This window comes from Vibrio sp. D431a (assembly GCF_030248655.1).
Classification (GTDB): Bacteria; Pseudomonadota; Gammaproteobacteria; order Enterobacterales; family Vibrionaceae; genus Vibrio; species Vibrio alginolyticus.
This window is the reverse complement of sequence record NZ_JAHGAP010000018.1, coordinates 29,789-45,753: the sequence shown is the minus strand read 5'-3', so window position 1 is coordinate 45,753 and position 15,965 is coordinate 29,789. Positions and strand designations below refer to the sequence as shown.

The 15,965-nt window shown below is 46.1% G+C and carries 17 protein-coding genes; 14 read left to right on the top strand and 3 right to left on the bottom strand.

Annotation, left to right across the window (positions count from 1 at the left end):
• The first annotated feature begins 2 nt into the window (after positions 1 to 2).
• The 12 genes from KJB35_RS16255 to glmU all read left to right on the top strand — a co-directional run bounded on the left by KJB35_RS16255 (position 3) and on the right by glmU (position 10,343).
• Positions 3 to 776, top strand: a complete 774-nt coding sequence (locus KJB35_RS16255; protein WP_005383838.1) for a ParA family protein — start codon at positions 3 to 5, stop codon at positions 774 to 776.
• A gap of 24 nt (positions 777 to 800) precedes the next feature.
• On the top strand, positions 801 to 1,682 hold the full coding sequence (locus tag KJB35_RS16250) for a ParB/RepB/Spo0J family partition protein (RefSeq protein WP_005383840.1): 882 nt from the start codon (positions 801 to 803) through the stop codon (positions 1,680 to 1,682).
• A gap of 189 nt (positions 1,683 to 1,871) precedes the next feature.
• Positions 1,872 to 2,261, top strand: coding sequence for a F0F1 ATP synthase subunit I (locus KJB35_RS16245; protein ID WP_005378921.1), 390 nt, complete (start codon positions 1,872 to 1,874; stop codon positions 2,259 to 2,261).
• A gap of 8 nt (positions 2,262 to 2,269) precedes the next feature.
• The gene (atpB, locus tag KJB35_RS16240) at positions 2,270 to 3,082 is read left to right on the top strand and encodes a F0F1 ATP synthase subunit A (RefSeq protein WP_005378922.1); all 813 of its coding nucleotides are present in this window, start codon (positions 2,270 to 2,272) and stop codon (positions 3,080 to 3,082) included.
• Between the two features lie 56 nt (positions 3,083 to 3,138).
• The gene (gene atpE, locus KJB35_RS16235) at positions 3,139 to 3,393 is read left to right on the top strand and encodes a F0F1 ATP synthase subunit C (protein WP_002540812.1); all 255 of its coding nucleotides are present in this window, start codon (positions 3,139 to 3,141) and stop codon (positions 3,391 to 3,393) included.
• A gap of 74 nt (positions 3,394 to 3,467) precedes the next feature.
• Positions 3,468 to 3,938, top strand: coding sequence for a F0F1 ATP synthase subunit B (gene atpF, locus KJB35_RS16230; RefSeq protein WP_005378929.1), 471 nt, complete (start codon positions 3,468 to 3,470; stop codon positions 3,936 to 3,938).
• A gap of 14 nt (positions 3,939 to 3,952) precedes the next feature.
• Complete coding sequence (gene atpH, locus KJB35_RS16225; RefSeq protein ID WP_017635596.1) at positions 3,953 to 4,486, top strand: F0F1 ATP synthase subunit delta; 534 nt, start codon at positions 3,953 to 3,955, stop codon at positions 4,484 to 4,486.
• Positions 4,487 to 4,499: 13 nt separating this feature from the next.
• Positions 4,500 to 6,041: a F0F1 ATP synthase subunit alpha gene (gene atpA, locus KJB35_RS16220; RefSeq protein ID WP_005378931.1), complete on the top strand. Its 1,542-nt coding sequence runs from the start codon at positions 4,500 to 4,502 to the stop codon at positions 6,039 to 6,041.
• A 44-nt stretch (positions 6,042 to 6,085) separates the two neighbouring features.
• A complete protein-coding gene (gene atpG / locus KJB35_RS16215) occupies positions 6,086 to 6,952 on the top strand; it encodes a F0F1 ATP synthase subunit gamma (RefSeq protein WP_005378932.1) in 867 nt (288 codons plus the stop codon).
• A 35-nt stretch (positions 6,953 to 6,987) separates the two neighbouring features.
• A complete protein-coding gene (gene atpD, locus KJB35_RS16210) occupies positions 6,988 to 8,391 on the top strand; it encodes a F0F1 ATP synthase subunit beta (protein WP_005378933.1) in 1,404 nt (467 codons plus the stop codon).
• Positions 8,392 to 8,409: 18 nt separating this feature from the next.
• Positions 8,410 to 8,832 (top strand): F0F1 ATP synthase subunit epsilon, encoded by a 423-nt coding sequence (locus tag KJB35_RS16205; RefSeq protein ID WP_005378937.1) that lies wholly within the window; start codon positions 8,410 to 8,412, stop codon positions 8,830 to 8,832.
• 149 nt (positions 8,833 to 8,981) lie between these two features.
• Entirely contained in the window at positions 8,982 to 10,343 is a 1,362-nt protein-coding gene (glmU, locus tag KJB35_RS16200; protein ID WP_047102566.1) for a bifunctional UDP-N-acetylglucosamine diphosphorylase/glucosamine-1-phosphate N-acetyltransferase GlmU, read from the top strand.
• An 80-nt stretch (positions 10,344 to 10,423) separates the two neighbouring features.
• On the opposite strand, the gene KJB35_RS16195 is transcribed toward glmU, so the two are convergent.
• Positions 10,424 to 11,164 (bottom strand): amino acid ABC transporter permease, encoded by a 741-nt coding sequence (locus tag KJB35_RS16195; protein WP_005383852.1) that lies wholly within the window; start codon positions 11,162 to 11,164, stop codon positions 10,424 to 10,426.
• A 115-nt stretch (positions 11,165 to 11,279) separates the two neighbouring features.
• Here KJB35_RS16195 and KJB35_RS16190 point away from each other — a divergent pair, with 115 nt between their 5' ends.
• Entirely contained in the window at positions 11,280 to 12,056 is a 777-nt protein-coding gene (locus KJB35_RS16190; RefSeq protein WP_005378944.1) for a transporter substrate-binding domain-containing protein, read from the top strand.
• A 44-nt stretch (positions 12,057 to 12,100) separates the two neighbouring features.
• On the opposite strand, the gene punC is transcribed toward KJB35_RS16190, so the two are convergent.
• Positions 12,101 to 13,306, bottom strand: a complete 1,206-nt coding sequence (gene punC / locus KJB35_RS16185; RefSeq protein WP_213908231.1) for a purine nucleoside transporter PunC — start codon at positions 13,304 to 13,306, stop codon at positions 12,101 to 12,103.
• A 152-nt stretch (positions 13,307 to 13,458) separates the two neighbouring features.
• Between punC and punR the strand changes: the two genes are divergently transcribed.
• Entirely contained in the window at positions 13,459 to 14,361 is a 903-nt protein-coding gene (gene punR, locus KJB35_RS16180; RefSeq protein WP_017821565.1) for a DNA-binding transcriptional activator PunR, read from the top strand.
• Between the two features lie 54 nt (positions 14,362 to 14,415).
• Here punR and ilvA read toward each other — a convergent pair whose 3' ends face one another.
• Positions 14,416 to 15,963 (bottom strand): threonine ammonia-lyase, biosynthetic, encoded by a 1,548-nt coding sequence (gene ilvA, locus KJB35_RS16175; RefSeq protein WP_017635600.1) that lies wholly within the window; start codon positions 15,961 to 15,963, stop codon positions 14,416 to 14,418.
• Positions 15,964 to 15,965: the final 2 nt, after the last annotated feature.

Sequence of the window (15,965 nt, the reverse complement as noted above, 5' to 3'; positions counted from 1 at the left end):
TCGTGGGTAAAATTGTAGCAATCGCCAACCAGAAAGGTGGGGTCGGCAAAACAACAACGTGCATTAACTTAGCGGCTTCGATGGCGGCAACAAAGCGCAAGGTTTTGGTGATCGATCTCGACCCGCAAGGCAATGCTACGATGGCCAGTGGCGTGGATAAGTATATGGTCGACGCCACCGCATACGATCTTTTGGTTGAAGATACACCGTTCGATCAAGTCGTTTGTACCCAAACAACAGGGAAGTATGATTTGATCGCGGCGAACGGAGACGTGACCGCGGCAGAAATCAAATTGATGGAAGTTTTCGCTCGTGAAGTGCGTCTAAAAAATGCATTGTCGTCAGTTCGCGATAACTATGATTTCATCTTTATTGATTGTCCTCCTTCTCTAAACCTTCTTACAATCAATGCGATGGCGGCAGCTGACTCTGTGCTGGTGCCGATGCAATGTGAATACTTTGCGTTAGAAGGTTTAACTGCTCTTATGGATACAATCAGCAAGTTAGCGGCCGTGGTCAATGAGAACCTCAAAATTGAGGGCTTACTACGTACCATGTACGACCCACGCAACCGCTTATCGAATGAAGTATCCGATCAACTTAAAAAACACTTTGGGAATAAAGTTTACCGTACTGTCATTCCACGTAATGTTCGTTTGGCTGAAGCGCCAAGTCACGGTAAGCCTGCAATGTACTACGATAAGTACTCCGCAGGTGCCAAAGCGTATCTTGCTCTAGCGGGCGAAATGCTCCGCCGCGAAGAAATCCCAGTTTAACTCTAACCTAAGGAATTCAATCCCATGTCTAAGCGTGGTCTCGGAAAAGGACTGGATGCGTTATTGTCGACCAGTTCGTTTGCTCGTGAAAAACAGCATATTGCATCGCATAGCCAAGAATTATCGGCAGACGGTGAGTTAACCGATTTAGCGATTGGTCAATTGCAGCCGGGCGTATACCAACCGCGTAAAGATATGGCGCCTGAAGCGCTAGAAGAACTAGCGGCTTCGATTCAATCACAAGGCATTATTCAACCAATCGTGGTTCGCCAGGTCGAAAATGGTCAGTTTGAGATCATCGCAGGTGAGCGCCGCTGGCGTGCTGCAAGGCAGGCGGGTTTAAAACGCGTGCCGTGTTTGGTGAAAAAAGTTGAAGATCGTGCCGCCATCGCCATGGCGTTGATTGAAAACATTCAACGTGAAGACTTGAATGTGATTGAGGAAGCCCAAGCGCTTGAACGTCTACAAGATGAATTCACGCTGACACATCAGCAAGTGGCCGATGTGATTGGTAAATCAAGAACGACGGTGAGTAACCTATTACGTCTGAATCAGTTGGAAGTTGATGTAAAAGGTCTGGTTGCAGATAAAAAATTGGAAATGGGTCATGCTCGAGCTCTGTTAGCGTTAGAAGGCGAACAGCAAGTCGAAGTAGCTCAACAAGTGGCTAAGAAGCAAATGACTGTTCGCCAAACCGAACAGTTAGTAAAAAAGTGCTTAGCCCCACAAAATGAGCAAAAAGGGCAACAAGAGGATACCGAAGCCGAGCAAATGTCGCATAAATTGAGTCAGCTGCTTGATGCAAAAGTTTCTCTTACCCGTTCTGCAAACGGAAAAGCGAAATTGACGATAAGTCTTGATGAGCCTCACAAATTGGACCAACTAATTGCCAAGCTTGAGGCCTAGATGAGATAATTGATTTAGGTCAATTAATCTAATTAATCGAATTTTGTGCGAAAGTTGTCGTTTTGTAAACAAAACTGTAAGTTTTTGATGCAATCGAATTGCTTTACGTTGAACTGAACGTATAATTTTCGCCAATTTCCCAGCACAGAGAGTTAAGTGCGAAGTGGATATTACTAGAGGTACGAATACATGGTAGCTGCGTTAGCTAGACCAGGACGAGAGCTCGCAAGGCAATTGTTAATGATCCAGTCTGGCGCGGTTATTTTTGTGGCAGCAGGAATGGCGGTAGCCATAAATCCTGACTGGGGATTTTCAGCGCTGATTGGCGGAGGCATTTTTGTTGTTGCCAATGCAGTATTCGCGCTGTGTGCTTTCATGTTTAGTGGAGCTCGCGCTGCCAAGCGCATCGCTGCTTCCTTCTATACGGGTGAAGTACTGAAAATTCTCATCACGGTTGCACTGTTCTATGTTGCCTACATGTATATGCAGGTGGAACTTGTTCCCCTCAAACTAACCTATTTGCTGGTACTAGGTATTAATATCTGTGCACCAGTGCTATTCATTAACAACAAAAAATAGGATGAGTTATGGCTGCGCCAGGTGAAGCGCTAACATCGTCCGGTTACATTGCCCACCACCTTTCTAACCTATCGCTATACAAGTTGGGTTTAGTAGGGTCGGAGACAAGTTTCTGGAACGTACATATCGATAGCCTGTTTTTTTCTTGGTTTACTGGTTTAATTTTCCTCGGAATTTTTTACAAAGTAGCAAAGAGAACAACAGCGGGTGTACCGGGTAAGCTTCAGTGTGCTGTAGAAATGATCGTTGAATTTGTCGCCGATAACGTCAAAGACACGTTCCATGGACGCAACCCACTGATCGCGCCTTTAGCACTGACTATCTTTTGTTGGGTATTTTTGATGAACGTGATGGACTTAGTTCCTATCGACTTCTTACCATACCCAGCAGAGCATTGGCTAGGTATTCCTTACCTTAAGGTTGTACCGTCTGCTGATGTGAATATCACCATGGCTATGGCTCTAGGCGTTTTTGCATTGATGATTTACTACAGCATCAAAGTAAAAGGTCTAGGTGGATTCGCAAAAGAACTTGCACTACATCCATTCAATCACCCACTGATGATTCCGTTTAACCTACTAATTGAAGTGGTATCGCTATTAGCGAAACCTCTATCACTTGGTATGCGTCTATTCGGTAACATGTTCGCGGGTGAGGTTGTATTCATTCTTTGTGCGGCAATGCTACCATGGTACTTACAATGGATGGGTTCACTACCGTGGGCAATCTTCCATATCTTGGTTATTACGATTCAAGCCTTCGTATTCATGATGTTGACAATTGTTTACCTGTCAATGGCACACGAAGATCCTGATCATTAATTTTTTAAAGCTTTTTATTTGGGCACTAAGCCAACAACTATAAATTGGAGATAGTAATGGAAACTTTACTGAGCTTTTCTGCAATCGCCGTAGGTATTATCGTCGGTCTTGCTTCTCTTGGTACAGCGATTGGTTTCGCACTGCTAGGTGGTAAATTCCTAGAAGGTGCTGCACGTCAACCAGAAATGGCTCCTATGCTACAAGTTAAGATGTTCATCATCGCGGGTCTACTTGATGCGGTTCCAATGATCGGTATCGTAATCGCGCTACTATTCACTTTCGCAAACCCATTCGTTGGTCAACTAGGTTAATCACCTTTAACTCGGGACGGGCGATTATCGCTTGTCACTGATTAACACTAAGTCCAAATAGAGGGGTAGCTGTTGTGAACATAAACGCAACTCTGCTAGGTCAAGCAATCTCGTTCGCACTATTTGTGTGGTTCTGCATGAAGTATGTATGGCCACCATTGATGCAAGCGATCGAAGAGCGTCAGAAGAAAATTGCTGATGGTCTTCAAGCAGCAGAACGTGCTGCGAAAGACTTGGATCTAGCACAAGCCAACGCTTCTGATCAATTGAAAGAAGCGAAGCGCACAGCAACTGAGATCATCGAACAAGCGAACAAACGTAAGTCTCAAATTCTTGATGAAGCTCGCGAGGAAGCTCAGGCAGAACGCCAGAAAATCCTAGCGCAAGCAGAAGCAGAACTTGAAGCTGAACGCAATCGTGCACGCGATGAGCTGCGCAAACAAGTTGCTACTCTGGCTGTAGCTGGTGCTGAGAAAATCCTTGAGCGTTCTATCGATAAAGATGCGCAAAAAGATATTCTCGACAACATTACTGCAAAACTTTAAGTCTGGGGGCGCATATGTCTGATTTGACTACTATCGCACGCCCCTATGCTAAAGCAGCCTTCGACTTTGCTTTAGAGAAAGACCAGTTGGACCAATGGGGCCAAATGTTATCTTTTGCTGCTGAAGTGGCCAAAAACGAACAAATGAACGAACTACTAACGGGTTCGGTTTCTGCTGACAAAATGGCAGAAATTTTTGTTGCAGTTTGCGGCGAACAAGTTGATGCGCACGGTCAAAACCTTTTGAAGGTAATGGCTGAGAATGGTCGTTTAGCGGCCCTTCCTGATGTTTGCACGGAGTTTTTTACTCTGAAAAAAGAACATGAGAAAGAAATTGATGTTGAAGTAATTTCAGCAACAGAGCTTTCTGATGAACAACTTGCAAACATTGGCAGCAAACTTGAAAAGCGTCTTGAACGCAAAGTGAAGCTGAATTGCAGTGTAGATGAGACCCTACTTGGTGGGGTTATTATTCGAGCCGGAGACCTAGTCATCGATGACTCAGCGCGTGGTCGTTTGAACCGCCTGAGCGATGCATTGCAGTCTTAATGGGGATTGGAGCATGCAACTTAATTCCACGGAAATTAGCGATCTGATCAAACAACGTATCGAATCTTTCGAAGTTGTTAGTGAAGCTCGCAACGAGGGTACTATCGTATCGGTAAGCGATGGTATCATCCGCATCCACGGCCTAGCGGACGTGATGCAAGGTGAAATGATTGAATTACCGGGTGGCCGTTATGCACTGGCACTTAACCTTGAGCGTGACTCGGTTGGTGCGGTTGTAATGGGCCCATATGCTGACCTTAAGGAAGGCATGAAAGTTACAGGTACTGGCCGCATTCTTGAAGTGCCAGTTGGTCCAGAACTACTAGGCCGCGTAGTAAACACGCTGGGTGAGCCTATCGATGGTAAAGGTCCAATCGAAGCGAAAATGACTTCGCCTGTAGAAGTGATCGCACCAGGTGTAATCGACCGTAAATCGGTAGACCAACCTGTGCAAACTGGTTATAAGTCAGTTGACTCAATGATCCCAATCGGTCGTGGTCAGCGTGAGCTTATCATCGGTGACCGTCAGATTGGTAAAACAGCACTGGCGATCGACGCGATCATCAACCAGAAAGACTCTGGTATTTTCTCTATCTACGTAGCAATCGGTCAGAAAGCATCGACTATCGCTAACGTTGTTCGCAAACTAGAAGAGCACGGCGCACTACAAAATACTATCGTTGTAGTTGCATCAGCTTCTGAATCTGCAGCGCTTCAATACCTAGCGCCTTACGCAGGTTGTGCGATGGGTGAATACTTCCGCGATCGCGGTGAAGACGCACTGATTGTTTACGATGATCTATCTAAGCAAGCGGTAGCTTACCGTCAGATCTCTCTACTACTTAAACGTCCACCAGGCCGTGAGGCATTCCCAGGTGACGTATTCTACTTACACTCGCGTCTACTAGAGCGTGCAGCTCGTGTAAACGAAGAGTACGTAGAGCGTTTCACTAACGGTGAAGTGAAAGGTAAGACTGGTTCTTTGACTGCTCTTCCTATCATCGAAACTCAAGCAGGTGACGTTTCAGCATTCGTACCGACTAACGTAATCTCGATTACCGATGGTCAGATCTTCCTACAAACTGAGCTATTCAACGCTGGTGTTCGTCCTGCTGTTGACCCTGGTATCTCAGTATCTCGTGTAGGTGGTTCAGCTCAGACGAAAATCATCAAGAAACTATCAGGTGGTATCCGTACAGCACTAGCTGCATACCGTGAACTAGCGGCATTTGCTCAGTTCTCTTCTGACCTTGATGACGCAACGAAGAAACAGCTAGACCATGGTCAAAAAGTTACAGAACTAATGAAGCAGAAGCAGTACGCTCCAATGTCTGTATTTGACCAAGCTCTAACTATCTTCGCGGCAGAGCGCGGTTACCTTGATGATGTAGAACTTAACAAAGTTCTAGATTTCGAGGCGGCTCTACTATCGTACGCTCGCGGTCAATACGCTGAACTAGCAGCTGAGATCGACAAGTCTGGCGCTTACAACGATGAAATCGAAGCTCAGTTGAAGAAACTGACTGACGACTTCAAAGCAACCCAAACTTGGTAATTAGGTCGGTGGCAGTTTCTGCCACCAACTAACGGAGAGTAACGATGGCCGGCGCAAAAGAGATACGTAATAAAATCGGTAGTGTTAAAAGCACTCAGAAAATTACGAAAGCGATGGAAATGGTAGCAGCTTCAAAAATGCGTCGTTCTCAAGATGCAATGGAAGCTTCTCGTCCATACGCTGAAACAATGCGTAAAGTGATCGGTCATGTGGCTAACGCAAACCTAGAGTACCGTCATCCGTACCTAGAAGAGCGTGAAGCTAAACGTGTTGGTTACATCATCGTTTCGACAGACCGTGGTCTGTGTGGTGGTTTGAACATTAACGTGTTCAAAAAAGCCGTTACAGACATGCAAGCATGGAGAGAGAAAGGTGCTGAGATTGAGCTAGCCGTTGTTGGCTCAAAAGCAACAGCTTTCTTTAAACATGGTGGCGCAAAAGTTGCGGCACAGGTTTCTGGTCTTGGAGATAATCCAAGCCTACAAGACCTAATCGGCTCTGTTGGCGTAATGCTGAAGAAATACGATGAAGGTGAACTGGACCGTCTATATGTAGTATTCAACAAGTTTGTAAATACTATGGTTCAGCAACCAACGATCGATCAATTGCTACCTTTGCCTAAATCGGACAGCGAAGAGATGCAGCGTGAGCATTCATGGGACTACATCTATGAGCCTGAACCAAAACCTCTACTAGATACGCTATTAGTGCGTTACGTAGAGTCTCAGGTATACCAAGGTGTGGTTGAGAACCTTGCTTGTGAGCAAGCGGCTCGAATGATTGCGATGAAGGCTGCAACGGATAACGCAACCAGTTTGATTGACGATTTGGAACTTGTGTACAACAAAGCCCGTCAGGCTGCGATTACACAAGAACTATCAGAAATCGTTGGTGGTGCAGCTGCGGTTTAAGCTTAGGTAAAACGAAATAGTTTAGAGGATTAACGATGGCTACAGGTAAGATCGTACAGATCATCGGTGCGGTAGTCGACGTAGAGTTCCCACAGAGCGATGTACCTAGTGTATATGACGCTCTAAACGTAACGGACTCAAAAGAGCGTCTAGTTCTTGAAGTTCAACAACAGCTAGGCGGTGGCGTAGTTCGTTGTATCGTAATGGGTAGCTCTGATGGTTTACGTCGTGGAGTAGAAGTGGTTAACACTGGCGCTCCAATTTCAGTACCAGTAGGTACTAAAACTCTAGGTCGTATCATGAACGTCCTAGGTGACGCGATTGACGAGCGTGGTGAAGTGGGTGCGGAAGAGGTTTACTCTATCCACCGTAGTGCACCAAGCTACGAAGAGCAATCAAACGAAATTGCACTTCTAGAAACGGGCGTTAAAGTAATCGACTTAATTTGTCCATTCGCTAAGGGTGGTAAAATCGGTCTATTCGGTGGTGCAGGTGTAGGTAAGACCGTTAACATGATGGAACTTATCAACAACATCGCACTACAGCACTCAGGTCTATCAGTATTTGCTGGTGTTGGTGAGCGTACTCGTGAAGGTAACGATTTCTACTACGAGATGCAGGAAGCGGGCGTTGTAAACGTTGAGAAGCCTGAAGAATCAAAAGTAGCGATGGTTTACGGTCAGATGAACGAGCCACCAGGTAACCGTCTACGTGTTGCACTGACTGGTCTAACAATGGCAGAGCGTTTCCGTGACGAAGGTCGTGACGTACTACTGTTCATTGATAACATCTACCGTTACACACTTGCAGGTACAGAGGTATCAGCACTACTAGGTCGTATGCCTTCTGCGGTAGGTTACCAGCCAACTCTTGCAGAAGAGATGGGTGTACTTCAGGAGCGTATCACGTCAACGAAATCAGGTTCTATCACGTCTGTACAGGCGGTATACGTACCAGCGGATGACTTGACTGACCCGTCTCCAGCAACAACGTTCGCGCACTTGGATGCAACGGTTGTACTTAACCGTAACATCGCTGCAATGGGTCTATACCCTGCGATCGACCCGCTAGATTCAACATCTCGTATGCTTGATCCACTAGTCGTTGGTCAAGATCACTACGAAGTTGCTCGTGGTGTTCAGCAGACTCTTCAGCGCTACAAAGAGCTGAAAGATATCATTGCTATCCTAGGTATGGACGAGCTATCTGAAGAAGATAAGCAAGTTGTATCTCGTGCACGTAAGATTGAGCGTTTCCTAACTCAGCCTTACCACGTAGCAGAAGTATTTACAGGTGACCCTGGTATTTACGTACCTCTAAAAGAGACTCTACGTGGCTTTAAAGGTCTACTAGCTGGTGAATACGACGACATTCCTGAGCAGGCATTTATGTACTGCGGTAGCATCGACGATGCTATTGAGAATGCGAAGAAGCTATAAGGCTAACTAGGAGGCGATATGGCAGCAATAACCTTTCACCTAGACGTAGTAAGCGCTGAGAAGAAAATCTTCTCTGGTCGTGTTGAAACGTTTCAGGTGACCGGTAGCGAAGGTGAACTTGGTATTTTCCATGGTCACACACCGCTGCTGACCGCTATCAAGCCTGGTATGGTGCGTATTGTGAAACAGCACGGCCACGAAGAAATTATTTATGTTTCTGGTGGTATGGTAGAGATTCAGCCTGGTACAGCGACTGTACTAGCTGATACAGCTATCCGTGGTGAAGAGCTAGACGCAGCGAAGGCAGAAGAAGCCAAACGCCGCGCTGAGGAGCAAATCCAGAATCAGCATGGTGACATGGACTTCGCACAAGCGGCCAGTGAACTGGCTAAAGCCATTGCTCAGCTACGAGTTATCGAGCTGACAAAAAAGCGTCGCTAAGCTCAATTAGCAACGTTGCATGAAAAAAGGCGGCCAATTGGTCGCCTTTTTGATTAATTTTAGTTGGAAATTTACCTTACTCCATTAACTATTTTAAAAGAGCTGTTTAAAATAACGGCCAATTAACATAAAACGTCAATAGGTTATCAATGAAATTCAGTGCTGTGATTCTTGCAGCGGGTAAAGGTACCCGTATGCATTCGAACATGCCTAAAGTGCTACACACTTTGGCAGGCAAGCCAATGGCAAAACATGTTATCGATACATGTACAGGTCTTGGCGCACAAAACATCCACTTGGTCTTTGGTCACGGTGGTGATCAAATGCAAACCACTCTTGCAGAAGAGCCTGTAAATTGGGTGCTTCAAGCGGAGCAGTTAGGGACAGGTCATGCGGTTGATCAAGCGTCTCCGAAGTTTGAAGACGATGAAAAAGTACTGGTGCTTTACGGTGATGTTCCACTGATTTCAGCTGAAACGATTGAAAACCTATTAGATGCACAGCCAACTGGCGGTATTGCACTACTAACAGTGATTCTAGATAACCCGACAGGCTATGGTCGTATTATCCGTAAGAATGGTCCTGTTGTGGCGATCGTTGAGCAAAAAGATGCAACAGAAGAACAAAAACAAATTAAAGAGATCAACACTGGCGTGATGGTTGCGACTGGTGGGGATCTTAAGCGTTGGTTGTCTGGCTTAAACAACAACAACGCACAAGGCGAATACTACCTAACTGACGTTATTGCAGCTGCACACGATGAAGGTCGTGCCGTTGAGGCAGTACACCCAGTCAATGCCATTGAGGTGGAAGGGGTCAACGACCGCGCACAGCTTGCTCGTCTAGAGCGTGCTTTCCAGTCAATGCAAGCTCAGAAGCTACTAGAGCAAGGTGTCATGCTACGCGATCCAGCACGCTTTGATTTGCGTGGTGAGTTACAGTGCGGTATGGACTGTGAAATCGACGTGAATGTTATCGTCGAAGGTAAAGTTTCACTGGGTGATAACGTGGTTATCGGTGCGGGTTGTGTACTGAAAGATTGTGAAATCGACGACAACACCATCGTTCGCCCTTACAGTGTGATTGAAGGTGCAACGGTTGGTGAAGAATGTACGGTTGGTCCATTTACTCGCCTTCGTCCTGGTGCTGAAATGCGTAACGATTCCCATGTGGGTAACTTCGTTGAAGTGAAAAATGCGCGCATCGGAGAAGGTTCAAAAGCGAACCACCTAACTTACTTAGGTGATGCAGAGATCGGTCAACGTACTAACATCGGTGCAGGTACTATCACTTGTAACTACGATGGTGCGAACAAGTTTAAAACCATCATCGGTAATGATGTTTTTGTTGGTTCTGATAGCCAGCTGGTGGCGCCTGTCACTATCGCTGATGGCGCAACCATCGGTGCAGGCACGACACTAACAAAAGATGTTGAAGAAGGTGAGTTAGTAATTACTCGCGTCAAAGAGCGCAAAATTACTGGCTGGCAGCGTCCTGTAAAACAGAAATAAGCATTACCTACACTCTGTCTCTATATTGTCAAAGCCGCTCAACAAGAGCGGCTTTGTTGTTTCTAGCTAAGGCTTCATCGCTAGTAGCTAGGAATGGCAATACGTTTTTCGAGCCAACGAACGGCTTGAGATACAAATAGGATGAGTAACAAGTACTCCAAAACGAGGAAGGTATAAATCTCTAAGGGTAAGTACTCATTCACCACCAGCTCATTAGCACGGCGAGTGAGATCGCTTAAACCAATCACGCTGACTAAAGAACTCATCTTGAGAATGTAGACAAATTGATTGCCCAGTGGAGGGAGGATTTGTCGAAATGCTTGGGGAAGAATTACCAGGCGCATCTTTTGCCAATAGCTTAAGCCCAAAGATTCAGCCGCTTCATGTTGGCCACGGCTGATAGCCTGTATCCCACCGCGAAACACTTCCGCCATAAACGCACTCTCAGCGATAGTCAGTGCAATAACACCCGCCCAAAAGTGATTGAGTGAGACATCCAATAGTGTAGGCATGCCGTAATACACCCAAAGTAGTAAGACTAAAACTGGCACTGAACGGATCACCTCGACATAAATACGGTTTATCCACTTCAGAGAGGCTGAGTCCGACAGAGCGGGTAACGCAACGATTAGGCCCAAGCTCATCGCAAATAACATACTAAGGAGTGATACTTGGATGGTGTCGTTAAACCCAGCGATTAAAAACTTTAGATTGGTGAGCCCTTGATCCGTCGAAGGGTCAAGTACATACCAGCCCCATTGATAATCTGAACAACCAGTGAGTAATAGTAGTGAAAATAGCCATAGAGTTCGAAACGTCACATTTACTCCCTGAATTAACTAAAAAACTTCCTTTGTTGCTGCTATGTTATCAGTAGAGCTCTAATAAAGGTTAATTATTAAACCGTATAAGGTCATTATTTTTAAGGGAATAAAAATGAGAAAGATTTTACTAGTGCTAGGAATGTGTTTGCTTGCTGCGACTCAAGTCGCTCACGCTGAAAGCCGTCTTCAATCTATTTTAGACAATGGCGTACTCCGAGTTGGAACGACGGGAGATTGGAATCCGATGACGATGAAAGACCCCGCGACAAACAGTTATCGTGGCTTCGATATCGATGTAACAACAGAACTTGCTAAAGATCTCGGTGTAAAAGTGGAGTATGTTCCCACGGATTGGAAGACGCTAGTTAATGGCATTACCGCCAACAAGTACGATATTACTGGCAGCGCATCTCTGAACATGTCGCGCGCGAAAGTAGCTGGATACAGCCAGCCATATTTCTACCTTGCCTTTGTACCTGTGGTGCAAAAGAAAGATCTCGCCAAATTCTCTGATTGGGCGGATTTTAATAAACCAGAAGTAAAAGTCGCGGCGACGTTAGGTACGGTACAAGAAAAAATGGTTAAGGAGTTCTTCCCGTCTGCTCAGCATATTGTTATTGAAGCGCCAGCGCGCGACTTCCAAGAACTACTAGCTCGCAGGGCCGATGTATCGGTGACGTCCAATGTGGAAGCAGCGACGTTGGTGGACAAGTTTAAACAGTTGGCGATAGTGCCAGTGACCGCACCGCGTAAACCAACCCCAATTGCTATGTTGTTGCCGCAAGACGATCAAGTATGGATTAATTACATCAATCACTGGGTTGAGTTGAAAAAGACTCAAGGCTTTTTTAAGCAGACTGCCAAGAAGTGGGGGTTGAAAAGCTTATAAACAGAAAGAGCCGCATTGCGCGGCTCTTTTTATTATTTGAACGATTAAAGTTCGTCTTCACTCACGACTCGGGCGTTGTCAGGAGTCGTAAAGTGCTTGGATAATTCGCGATTCGACAGAATGTATCCCATCCACAGCCCACCCATACAGATGATGATTGCGATGCCAGTAACCATCTGAGCTTGGCTTGCCATTGCGGCTACCAATGCACTTGAGAAGCTACTTACACAGATTTGCAGGCTGTTTTGCAGACCTGCTGCTGTTGCAGGGCTCTGTTGTGCGCTGGCCAGTGCACGGTTTACCACGATTGGGTACAGCGCGCCGTTAGCGACGGCAATCAAACAGAATGGCGCAAGAATAGGCCAAATCGATGACAGCTCCCACTGTGAAGCAATGAAAATCATTAATGCCGCGACACTAAATAGGCCAATCAGTTGGCGCAGAACCTTTTCATCACCAAATTTTCGAACGCCTACTTTACCTAAGTAGCCACCAGCCATAAACGCGATAGTTTGTGGGATAAAGCTCAAACCAATATCTTTTGCTTCGTAGCCCAGTTGCGCCATGATTTCTGGCATCCCAGTTAGGTAAGCAAAGAATGCAGCTGAAGCCGTCGCAAACATAAACACGTTGCCAAGGTATTTTTTAGAACTCAGCAGCGCTTTGATGTCGGCAGACATACTGGTTTGTTTGATTTCTGCTTTCTCGTCTTTTTGTGCCATGGTCGCAAAGACCAAGAAGACACCAACCAGTGTTAGCGTAATAAAGATACTGTGCCAGCCGAAGTTATCTGCCAACACAACCCCTAATTGAGGTGCTAGTGCTGGTGATAGCGCGACGAGTGGCATGATTGTCGCAAAAATTTGTTGGCTACTGCTTGAGTAGCGCTTAATGACCATAGCCTGCCAGATCACGGATGGTGCACACACACCGATAGCTTGGATAAAGCGCAGTGTGAGTAGTTGCCATACTTGATCACAGAAAGCCAAACCGAATGACGCGATAGTAAATAACACCAACCCGGCTGCGAGTGTATTACGATGGCCAAATTTATCGGATGCCAATCCCCACATTAGTTGGCCAATCGCCATACCAACGAGGAATACCGTTAAAGAGAGCGCAATTTGCTCAGGGCCTGTTGCAAAGTCGATTTCCATCGCTTTGAATGCTGGCAGATACATATCGGTAGCAACGAAGCCAAGCATCGATAATGCTGCCAGATAAATGAGCTGTAGTTTTGAGATTTTCATGATTCAACCAGTCAAATTATTTAATCATTCTTTAATCAACATCAGTTGGCGCCAACCCTGATTTATTTACCTTATTATTCTATTTTTCGATTTTGAGAAAATAAAACGCTAAAATTGTTGGTTATCAATCAAATTTTTTGAAAGGTTAAATCATGTTCTCTAAAGCGTCTTTGGAAATGCTGGATACGGTTGCCCGTTTAGGCAGTTTCACCGCTGCGGCTGAGGTATTGCATAAAGTCCCCTCAGCCATCAGCTATGGAGTAAGGCAGGTCGAGCAAGATCTAGATGTGGTGCTGTTTCGACGTTTACCAAGGAAAGTCGAGCTAACTCCAGCGGGTGAACTTTTTATGGCTGAGGCGCGCTCTTTGCTGCGTCAAATGGAAGAGGTGAAAGCACAAACGCGGCGAGCGGCTCAAGGATGGAAAAGCACGTTAAAGCTGACCTTAGATAACGTGGTGAAGTTAGAAAAACTCAAACCTTTGGTGGAAGATTTCTATCGCGAGTTTGAATTTGCTGAATTGCAGATCAATATGGAGGTCTTCAATGGTTCTTGGGAAGCCATAGCACAAGGTCGAGCCGACATTGTCGTTGGCGCGACATCTGCGGTTCCCGTTGGGGGAGATTTTGAAGTCAAAGATATGGGCGTATTAGATTGGGCATTTGTAATGTCACCCGCTCATCCTTGCGTTCGACAACAAGTGCTTACTGAAGAGTTTGTGAGTCAATTTCCGGCGATCTGTCTTGATGATACTTCGAACGTGCTGCCAAAACGCCATACTGGCCATTATCCGCAACAGCGCCGATTATTATTGCCCAATTGGTATAGTGCGATTGAATGTTTAAAAAATGGGGTGGGCGTGGGTTACATGCCACGTCATATTGCAACACCCTTAATCAATGATGGTGTGCTGGTGGAGAAGGTCATGCCGGATGATAAACCGCTCAGTCACTGCTGCTTAGTATGGCGCAAAGATGATAATCATAAATTGATCCAGTGGATGGTGGACTATCTTGGGTCGCCTAATCAGCTACATAAAGATTGGTTACAGTCATAAAAAACACCTCGCGTTAGCGAGGTGTTTTCATTGATATGTTTGAAATGTGGCGTTTTATGACAAGAAAAACTTATACGATGGGTTGTCTGTCTCGTCTTTGCATTGATAGCCAAGTTCACGTAAATGTGCAGAAAACTGAGCTAAATCGCTTTCATCTAACTCGAAACCACATAAAACACGTCCGTAGTCAGCGCCGTGGTTACGGTAGTTGAACAAACTGATATTCCAGTGTGTGCCGAGTGTGCTTAAGAACTTAAGTAGCGCCCCAGGATACTCTGGGAATTCAAAGCTGTAGAGGCGCTCTTTAAGCGGCTTAGACGGCTTACCACCAATCATGTAGCGCACGTGCAGCTTCGCCATTTCATCATCAGACAAATCAACCACTGGGTAGCCACCATCACGTAAGTCGTGAATGATATGTTCTAGCTCTTCCTGACCGCCTTGCAAACGCACACCGACAAAGATATTTGCCAATGCGTCATCGTTGTAGCGGTAGTTAAATTCCGTTACGGCGCGGCCGCCAATGAGGTTACAGAACTCAAAGAAGGCACCTTGACGCTCAGGAATGGTGACGGCAAGCAAACCTTCACGTTTCTCACCAAGCTCGCAACGCTCAGAAACATAACGTAAGCCATGGAAGTTAGTGTTGGCACCAGACAGCACAGTACCTAAATTCTTACCTTGCAGTTTGTTTTGCTCAGCAAACTTCTTCAAACCCGCCAGAGCAAGCGCGCCAGAAGGCTCTGCAATCGCACGGGTGTCTTCAAAGATGTCTTTTACTGCTGCGCAGATTTCATCGCTAGAGACGGCAATATGGCCATCAATGTACTTTTGGCATAGACGGAAAGTCTCTTCGCCAATGCGTTTTACAGCGACGCCATCGGCAAACATGCTGACTTGGTCTAGTACTACTGGTTCACCTGCATCCAATGCCGCTTTGAGGCATGAAGAATCTTCTGGCTCAACTGCAATCACTTTGATTTCTGGCATGAGCTGCTTCACAAGTACCGCAACACCGGCAGCCAAACCGCCACCACCGACAGGGACGAAAATGTAATCAAGGTGACCATTTTGCTGCAGCATTTCCATGCCGATGGTGCCTTGACCTGCAATCACCAGTGGGTGATCGAAAGGAGGGACAAATGTGTACCCATGCAGATCAGAAAGGCGTTCCGCTTCCGCTTTTGCCTCATCAAAGTTGCTGCCGTGCAGCACTACATTGCCACCGAAGCCACGTACCGCATCGACTTTGATGTCTGGTGTGGTTTTAGGCATCACGATGGTGGTTTTGATGCCTAGCTTAGTACCAGAGAGCGCCATGCCTTGAGCGTGGTTACCTGCCGATGCTGCAATGACACCAGCGGCTTTTTGTGCTTCAGATAAACTCGCCACCATGTTGTATGCACCGCGCAATTTGAACGAGTGTACGGGTTGGCGATCTTCACGCTTGATCTGCACGTTATTCCCGATACGTGCAGATAAACGAGGCATTTCTTGCAGTGGCGTCACTGTTGCTACTTCATAAACAGGTGCGCGAAGGATTTGGCGCAGATAATCTGCGCCAGTTTGGTTCACTTGTTTTTCGGGTTGAGCTTCCATCATTG

Bases quoted from the DNA above. Each gene is read 5' to 3' on its own strand.
- glmU (WP_047102566.1), top strand. From the start codon at position 8,982: ATGAAATTCAGTGCTGTGATTCTTGCAGCGGGTAAAGGTACCCGTATG.
- atpB (WP_005378922.1), top strand. From the start codon at position 2,270: ATGGCTGCGCCAGGTGAAGCGCTAACATCGTCCGGTTACATTGCCCAC.
- atpH (WP_017635596.1), top strand. From the start codon at position 3,953: ATGTCTGATTTGACTACTATCGCACGCCCCTATGCTAAAGCAGCCTTC.
- atpA (WP_005378931.1), top strand. From the start codon at position 4,500: ATGCAACTTAATTCCACGGAAATTAGCGATCTGATCAAACAACGTATC.
- KJB35_RS16190 (WP_005378944.1), top strand. From the start codon at position 11,280: ATGAGAAAGATTTTACTAGTGCTAGGAATGTGTTTGCTTGCTGCGACT.
- atpG (WP_005378932.1), top strand. From the start codon at position 6,086: ATGGCCGGCGCAAAAGAGATACGTAATAAAATCGGTAGTGTTAAAAGC.
- atpD (WP_005378933.1), top strand. From the start codon at position 6,988: ATGGCTACAGGTAAGATCGTACAGATCATCGGTGCGGTAGTCGACGTA.
- KJB35_RS16245 (WP_005378921.1), top strand. From the start codon at position 1,872: ATGGTAGCTGCGTTAGCTAGACCAGGACGAGAGCTCGCAAGGCAATTG.
- punR (WP_017821565.1), top strand. From the start codon at position 13,459: ATGTTCTCTAAAGCGTCTTTGGAAATGCTGGATACGGTTGCCCGTTTA.
- KJB35_RS16205 (WP_005378937.1), top strand. From the start codon at position 8,410: ATGGCAGCAATAACCTTTCACCTAGACGTAGTAAGCGCTGAGAAGAAA.
- KJB35_RS16250 (WP_005383840.1), top strand. From the start codon at position 801: ATGTCTAAGCGTGGTCTCGGAAAAGGACTGGATGCGTTATTGTCGACC.
- atpE (WP_002540812.1), top strand. From the start codon at position 3,139: ATGGAAACTTTACTGAGCTTTTCTGCAATCGCCGTAGGTATTATCGTC.
- punC (WP_213908231.1), bottom strand. From the start codon at position 13,306: ATGAAAATCTCAAAACTACAGCTCATTTATCTGGCAGCATTATCGATG.
- ilvA (WP_017635600.1), bottom strand. From the start codon at position 15,963: ATGATGGAAGCTCAACCCGAAAAACAAGTGAACCAAACTGGCGCAGAT.